Annotated in this window: 5 protein-coding genes; all 5 read left to right on the top strand. The window is 72.9% G+C overall.

Going from position 1 to position 7,574, the window contains the following annotated elements:
- A partial coding sequence (locus HCJ92_RS20305; RefSeq protein ID WP_275942331.1) for an FtsK/SpoIIIE domain-containing protein occupies positions 1-1,416 on the top strand: 1,416 nt, incomplete at its 5' end.
- 263 nt (positions 1,417-1,679) lie between these two features.
- On the top strand, positions 1,680-3,071 hold the full coding sequence (locus HCJ92_RS20300; RefSeq protein ID WP_167935058.1) for an ABC transporter substrate-binding protein: 1,392 nt from the start codon (positions 1,680-1,682) through the stop codon (positions 3,069-3,071).
- A 21-nt stretch (positions 3,072-3,092) separates the two neighbouring features.
- The gene (locus HCJ92_RS20295; RefSeq protein ID WP_167935057.1) at positions 3,093-4,391 is read left to right on the top strand and encodes a carbohydrate ABC transporter permease; all 1,299 of its coding nucleotides are present in this window, start codon (positions 3,093-3,095) and stop codon (positions 4,389-4,391) included.
- Complete coding sequence (locus HCJ92_RS20290) at positions 4,388-5,302, top strand: carbohydrate ABC transporter permease (RefSeq protein ID WP_167935056.1); 915 nt, start codon at positions 4,388-4,390, stop codon at positions 5,300-5,302. Before HCJ92_RS20295 ends, HCJ92_RS20290 begins: the two co-directional genes overlap by 4 nt.
- A 303-nt stretch (positions 5,303-5,605) precedes the next feature.
- A complete protein-coding gene (locus HCJ92_RS20285; RefSeq protein WP_167935055.1) occupies positions 5,606-7,498 on the top strand; it encodes a stealth family protein in 1,893 nt (630 codons plus the stop codon).
- Positions 7,499-7,574 lie beyond the last annotated feature (76 nt).

The following is a 7,574-nucleotide window of genomic DNA, read 5'->3' as shown; positions in this document are numbered from 1 at the left end:
CCCCCCGAGCCCGGCGGCTCGCTCACCGGGCCCGGGGGGCGCCGCACCGTGGTGGTGGTCGACGGCGAGGTCGCCGATCCCGGCGTCCGCCGGGGCCTGGAACGGCTGGCAGCCGAGGGCAGCGGCGTCGGTATCCACCTGATCTGCCTCGCGGAGGCTCCCTCGGCGACCCCGGCGTCGCCCGTCACCAAGACGCTGGCCTTCGCCGGCGACCGCTCCCCCGCCTTCGCCGCCTGCGGGCTGCGTGCTGTCCTCTCGGGCGAGGTGGCCACCTCGGTGCGGCTCATCGGCCGCGACGGTGAGGCGGGTGCTCCTGCCACCGCGGACGGGGTCTCCGCCGCCTGGGCGGAGCGGCTTGCCCGCGCCTTGGCCCCGCTACGGGAGGCCGTCGGCGGCGACGCCGAGTTCACCGCGCTCCCGGACGCGGCCCGACTCCTGGACGTGCTGCGGCTGCCCCGCGTCACCCCCGCGGCGCTGCGGGAGCGCTGGTCGGACGCCGAGGGATTGCCGCTGGTCCTCGGCGCCGCGGTGGGCGGCCCGCTGGCGACGGACCTGGCAGCCGCGGCCGGCCCGATCGTCGTCGAGGGGCCCGCCCGGTCCGGGCGGACCGAGCTGCTCTGCTCGCTGGCGACCTCCCTGGCCGCCGCGGCGGGCCCGGACCGGTTGTCGCTGCTGCTGGTCGACGGCGCCGACGAGGGGCTCGCCCCGTGCGCCGAGCTGCCGCAGGTCGCGGATCGGCTCCGCACCACCGACCCGGTGCGGATGCGGACCGTGGCGCAGTCGCTGCGAGCGGAGCTGGCCCGCCGCGCGGAACTGCTCGGGGGGCCGTCGCCCGTCACCTGGCAGGAGGACGACCCCGCCACCGCCCTGCTGCGGGTCGTCGGCCAGCGCCGAGGGTCCGCGGAGGACGCCGGTGGGCCGGAGCCGGTCGGTGCGGGCCCCGGGGCCGGACCGCTGCCGCGTCTGGTGGTGGTCGTGGACGACGTGGCGTCGCTGCGGGCGCCGGCGCTCGGGGCGCCCGGCCGACCGGCCGCCGGCTCGGTGGTGCGGGTGCTGGAGGCGGTGGTCCGCGACGGACCGGCGCTCGGGGTCCACCTGATCTCGGTGGGAGAGGCGGCGCCGGCCGCCGACGCGCTGCGGATCCGGCTGACCGGCACCCCCTCCGGCAGGGCCGAGCTGGTGACACCGGACGGCGCCCTGGCGTTCCAGGTCGGTCGCGTCACCGGCCGCATCCCCCGCACCGCGACGCTGCGGCCGTCGGTGGAGCCGCTGGAGTGGGCACGGGCGGGCGACGCCCCGGCGCGGCGGACGGTCCGCGAACTCGGCAACGGGCCGACCGACGTGGCGCTGCTGGCGAGCGCGGCGGCCCGGGCCGCGCAGGGCTCCGCGGCGACACCGGCCGCCTCCCACGCCTGACCGGAGCGCGCCGGCGCCGCCCGCTCCGGGAGAGCCGGCCGACCGTACGTCGGGTACCGGAAGTTTGACGTGCTCGTAACAGAGCCATTACGAAAGAGCCGTTGACAGGTTGAACGCTCTTGCCTGCGACGCCGCCGCAGCGTAGTAACGGCTACCAGCGTCGGCACACCGCGCCCGGCCTGCCCCTGCGCAGACACGGGCTCGCACGTCGGCGCCCTGTCCGATGAAGCGATGATGGTTCACAGGTAAAAAGGGCGGTCAACATGAGCAGTGCCATTCGACTCCGCGGCGGGACGCGGCAAGTCGGCCGAATCGCGGCGGTCACCGTCGCGGCGGCCCTGGTACTCACGGCGTGCGGGAGCGACGACGACGGCGGCGGCTCCGGCAGTGGTGGCGGCGGCGACAGCGACTCCGCGTTGGACCTGCCCGACCTCTCCGGGGAGACCCTGGAGGTGGCCGGCGTCTGGACGGGCGCCGAGCAGTCCAACTTCATGGCCGCGATCGCCGACTTCGAGGACCAGACGGGCGCCACGGTCAACTTCGTCCCGACCGGCGACAACCTGGCGACGTTCATCGGACAGAAGATCGACGGCGGTGCCGCCCCGGACGTGGCGCTGGTGGCGCAGGTGGGCGTGGTGCACGAGTTCGCGGAGCGCGGCTGGCTGGCGCCGGTCGGCGACCTGGCGCAGGAGCAGCTGGCGGCCAACTACGACCAGGGCTGGCAGGACCTCGGCGCCTACGACGGCGAGCAGTACGGCGTGTACGTGAAGGCGGCCAACAAGTCGCTGGTCTGGTACAACGCCACCTCCTTCACCAACGCGGGCGTCGAGGCGCCGACGACGTGGGAGGAGTTCGTCTCCACCGCCGGCGTGCTCTCCGACTCGGGCGTGGACCCGGTCTCGGTCGGCGGCGCGGACGGCTGGACGCTGACCGACTGGTTCGAGAACGTCTACCTGTCGCAGGCCGGTCCGGAGATGTACGACCAGCTGGCGGACCACGAGATCCCCTGGACCGACCAGAGCGTCACCGACGCGCTGACCACCCTCGGCGAGCTGTTCGGCGAGGAGCGGCTGCTGGCGGGCGGCTCGGCCGGCGCGCTGCGGACCGACTTCCCGACCTCGGTGACGCAGACCTTCGCGAACCTGGACGCCCCCTCGGCGGCGATGGTCTACGAGGGCGACTTCGTCGCCTCGGTCATCAGCGACTCCACCGACGCGGTCGTCGGTGAGGACGCACTCGTCTTCCCGTTCCCCGCCGTGGGTGACGACTCGCCGGTGGTCTCCGGTGGCGACGTCGCCGTGGCCCTCGCACCCGACGCCGAGGAGGCGACCGAGGCGCAGCAGGCGCTGATGGCGTTCCTGGCCTCCACCGACGCGGCACGCACCTGGGCCGGGCAGGGCGGGTTCCTCTCCCCGAACAAGTCGCTGGAGCTCGACGCCTACCCGGACGACGTGCAGCGTGACATCGCCGAGGCGCTGATCTCCGCCGGCGACGACTTCCGCTTCGACATGTCCGACCTGGCGCCGGCCGCGTTCGGCGGCACCACCGGCCAGGGCATGTGGCAGGCGCTGCAGGACTTCCTCCGCGACCCCGAGGACATCGAGGGCGTGCAGGAGTACCTGGAGTCGCAGGCCGCTTCCGCCTACGGCGACTGATCCGCGGGAGGACTGCGGACGATGGCGAAAGACTCCGGCGTCCTGCGCGGACGCCCCTGGGTCGTGGCCTGCTTCCTGCTGCCCGCGCTGCTGCTCCTCGGCGCGCTGGTGGTGTACCCGATCGTCTTCTCGCTCTACCGGAGCATGTTCGACGCATCGGGGGACGGTTTCGTCGGCTTCGGCAACTACCAGTCGCTCTTCACCGACCCTGCCATCCGGAAGGCCCTGCAGAACAACCTGATCTGGCTCGCCGTGGCGCCCGCTGTCGCCACCGGCCTCGGCCTGATCTTCGCGGTGCTCACCGAACGCATCCGCTGGGCGACCGCGTTCAAGCTCTTGATCTTCATGCCCATGGCGATCTCGATGCTGGCCGCGGGCATCATCTTCCGTCTCGTCTACGAGGCGGACCCCGACCGGGGTGTGGCCAACGCGGTCGTCACCTCGGTGCACGACTCCTTCGCGGAGGGCGCCCCCTGGCCGGGCGCCCATCCGCGGCCCGACGACGGCCTGTCGGAGCAGCCCGACGGGTCGATCGTGCGGGAGGAGACCGTGGCCGCCGGCGACAGCGTCCTGCTGCCGCTGGTGCGCGTCGCGCCGCAGGACGTCGCCGACGCCGAACCCGCCCGCGCCGCGGAGCCCGTGGCGGGAGAGGTCACCGGCACCGTCTGGCTCGACTTCTCCCAGGGTGGTGGTGGGGAGCCCGGTGTCATCGACGACGGCGAGAAGGCCCTCGTCGGCGTCACCGTCGAGGCATGGGTCGACGGCCTGTCCGTCGCGTCCACGCAGACGGCGGCGGACGGGACGTTCTCCCTGCCCGCGGAGGCGGACGGCGCGGAGCTGCGGCTCGCCGCGTCCAACTTCGCCGCCTCCTACAACGGGGTCGACTGGCTGGGCCCGACACTGGTGACGCCCGCGATCATCGGCTCCTACGTCTGGATGTGGGCCGGCTTCGCGATGGTGCTCATCGCGGCCGGTCTCGCCGGGGTGCCGCGGGAGATCCTGGAGGCCGCCCGGGTGGACGGCGCCAACGAGTGGCAGGTCTTCCGACGGGTCACCGTGCCGTTGCTCGCCCCGGTCCTCGGGGTGGTGATGGTGACCTTGATGATCAACGTGCTGAAGGTCTTCGACCTCGTGCTCATCATCGCGCCGGGCTCGGTGCAACCGGATGCCAACGTGCTGGCGCTCCAGCTGTACACCGTGTCGTTCGGCGCCGGCGCGGACCAGGGGCTCGGCTCGGCCATCGCGATCTTCCTGCTGCTGCTGGTGATCCCGGTGATGATCGTGAACGTGCGCCGGCTGCGTAAGGAGGCCCAGCGATGAGTACCCCCGCGACGAAACCCCCGGCGACCGCGGACGCGGACGCCGGGAAGGGGGCTCCCCGCTCGTCGGTCGCCTCCCGGCTGGTCTCGCTGCTCTCGGGGACCGCGGTCCGCGTGGTGCTGGTGGTGCTGGCGCTGCTGTGGCTGATGCCGACGGCGGGGCTGCTGATCTCGTCGTTCCGCGAGCCCCGGGACATGAGCTCCAGCGGCTGGTGGACGGTGTTCACCGACCCCGGGTCGCTCACCGGAGCCAACTACTCCCGGATCCTGGAGAACGACGCGATCACGGGGTCGCTGTGGACCACGGTGGTCATCACCGTGCCCGCCACCCTGCTGGTGCTGATCCTCGGCGCGGCGGCGGCGTACGCCTTCGCGTGGATGGACTTCCCCGGCCGGGACTGGTGGTTCATCGGCGTGGTCGCGCTGCTGGTCGTCCCCATCCAGGTGGCGCTGATCCCGGTGGCGCGGCTCTTCAACACCCTCGGGATCTTCGAGACGACGATCGGGGTGGTGCTGTTCCACTCGGCGTTCGGTCTGCCGTTCGCGATCTTCCTCCTGCGCAACTTCTTCGCGGAGATCCCGCGGGAGCTGCTGGAGGCGGCGCGGCTGGACGGCGCCGGTGAGTTCCGTCTCTTCACCCGGGTGGTGCTGCCGCTGGGCGGTCCCGCCATCGCGGCGCTGGCGATCTTCCAGTTCATGTGGGTGTGGAACGACATGCTGGTGGCGCTGGTCTTCGCAGACCCCAGCACCCCGCCGATGACGGTGGCGCTCCAGCAGCAGATGCGGCAGTTCGACGCCAACATCGACGTGCTGGCGCCCGGCGCCTTCCTGTCGATGCTGGTGCCGCTGGCGATCTTCTTCGCGTTCCAGAAGCAGTTCGTCGCGGGGATGATGGGTGGCGCGGTGAAGTAGTCGGCCCTCCTCGGAACCACCGACCAGGCGATGCCCGTTCACTCACACGAGTGAACGGGCATTTCCGTTCCCCGGGCGGCGCCGTTTCACGGGCGACCCGGGAAGCACATCGGTGATGCCTCCTTTCCGGAAGGCTGGGAAGGAGTACCGTGCGGCTGAGTGGTCGCACCCGGCCGTACACCGGGCCCCGCCGGAGACGGTGAGGTCGTCGGGGACGTGCGGCAGACTGACGACGATGGTGACATTTCGCACCGCCCCGGAGAGCCGTGGGCCGGGCGTGCACGTGGGAGGAGAGCCGGTGCGATGAGCGCACAACCGGAACAGGGGGGCGGCCGCGCAGGCGGCGCGGCCCGCAACCCCGAGGCGTCCACCCTGGTAGCGATCTACCGCAGAGTCGTGCCGCTGGCGGCTCGCCGTGCCGTCGCGGGCCGTGCCTCACTGCGGCTGCGGTCCGCGGTGAAGCGGTCGCTCACCCTCTCGCAGGCGCTGCCCGACCGCATCGCCCAGCAGCGCGCGGGACACGCGCTGCGGCGCTCCCCCGAGACCTTCGCGGCCCCCGGGCGGCGCCTGGTGACGGTCGACCGCCGTCCCAAGGCCGCCCACGTCCGGCCCCACCCCTCCCCGGTCCAGGCGCAGGCCCAGGCCGTCCACTGGGTGTGCGAGGCGCTGGAGGAGGCCGGAATCGAGCACTTCGCCGTGCGCGGGAACGACCCCGCCTCGGGCGTGGTCGGGGTCCCCGCCGCCCAGCGCGACGCCGCCGTCGGTGTGCTGGCCGGTCTCGCCGGCCGCACCGCGGGCTACCTCACCACCGACGGCTCCGGCCGCACCGGGCCCCGGACGGCGCCCGCCGTCGAGAGCCTGCTGCGCCGCCGCGCGCAGCAGTCCGCCGTCCTCCCGCTGTGCTGGTACTTCACGGACGCGGCCGGGGAGGCCGCGGTCGGCGACCGTTTCGGGTGCGACGTCGAGTTCTGGTCCCCCGACGACCACGGCGGTCTCCTCGCCCCCCGCCCCAACCGCTGCACGGACGAGGTCGCCCCGGACGAGGAGACCGTCACCGTCCCGCTGACCCGCGTCAACCCGCTGCTGCCGCCGGCCGCGCTGCCCGGTGCGGAGGTGCGGACCATCCCCGAGTTCTCCCACCCGCTCCCGGACGACATCCGCTTCCCCGTGGACGCGGTGTACACCTGGGTGGACGGCTCCGACCCCGCGTGGCTCCGGCGCCGCGCCGAGCACACCGGCGAGGGCTACCACGAGGAGGCCGCGAACGCCGCGCGCTTCCTCAGCCGCGACGAGCTGCGCTACTCGCTGCGCTCCCTCGCCCAGTACGCGCCGTGGATCAACCACGTGTACCTGGTGACCGACGACCAGACGCCCGACTGGCTGGACACCACCCACCCCGGCATCACCGTCGTCAGCCACCGGGAGATCTTCGCCGACCCATCGGTGCTGCCGACCTTCAACTCCCACGCCATCGAGAGCCAGCTGCACCACATCAAAGGGCTCTCCGAGCACTTCCTGTACCTCAACGACGACGTGTTCCTGGGGCGGCCCGCGACCCCGCAGGACTTCTTCCTCGCCAACGGGCTGTCGAAGTTCTTCCTCTCCAAGGCGCACGTCCCCTTCGGGCGGCCCTCGACCGAGGACGTCCCCGTGTCGGTGGCGGGCAAGAACAACCGCACCGTCATCGAGGAGCGGTTCGGCTCGGTCATCACCCAGAAGATGAAGCACGTGCCCCACGCGCTCCAGCGCAGCGTGCTCCAGGAGATCGAGGAGGAGTTCGCCGAACGGCACCGCACGACCGCGGCCAACCGCTTCCGGGAGCTGAACGACCTGTCGGTGACCTCCTCGCTCCACCACTACTACGCCTTCCTCACCGGGCGGGCGGTGCCGGGCGAGATGGTCTACAACTACTTCGACATGGCGCACCCCCACACCCCGGCACGGCTGGGCAGGCTGCTCGCTGCCCGGGACCGCTCGGTGTTCTGCCTGAACGACACCGTCTCCAGCGAGGCGGACCTGGCCGACCAGCTCGCCGTGATGAAGCCCTTCCTGCGCTCGTACTTCCCGTTCGCGAGCCCCTTCGAGCGGAGCGGTGACCGTGACGGCTCCGGTGGCTCCAGGGGGTCGGGGTCAGCGGCCCTGACCGGGACCGCGACGGCGTCCACCGCCCCGGTGCCGCCTGTACCGGCGGGCTGACCCGACACCGTCCGACACCCCCGCACCGCCCGGGGCGCCCGCGAGGCGCGCCTCGGGCGGTGCCGCGTGTCCACCG

The sequence above is a fragment of the Streptomyces spiramenti genome (genome assembly GCF_012034385.1).
In the GTDB taxonomy this organism is placed as follows: Bacteria; Actinomycetota; Actinomycetes; order Streptomycetales; family Streptomycetaceae; genus Streptomyces; species Streptomyces spiramenti.
The sequence above is the reverse complement of the archived record's forward strand: the minus strand, read 5'-3'. Positions and strand labels throughout refer to the sequence as shown.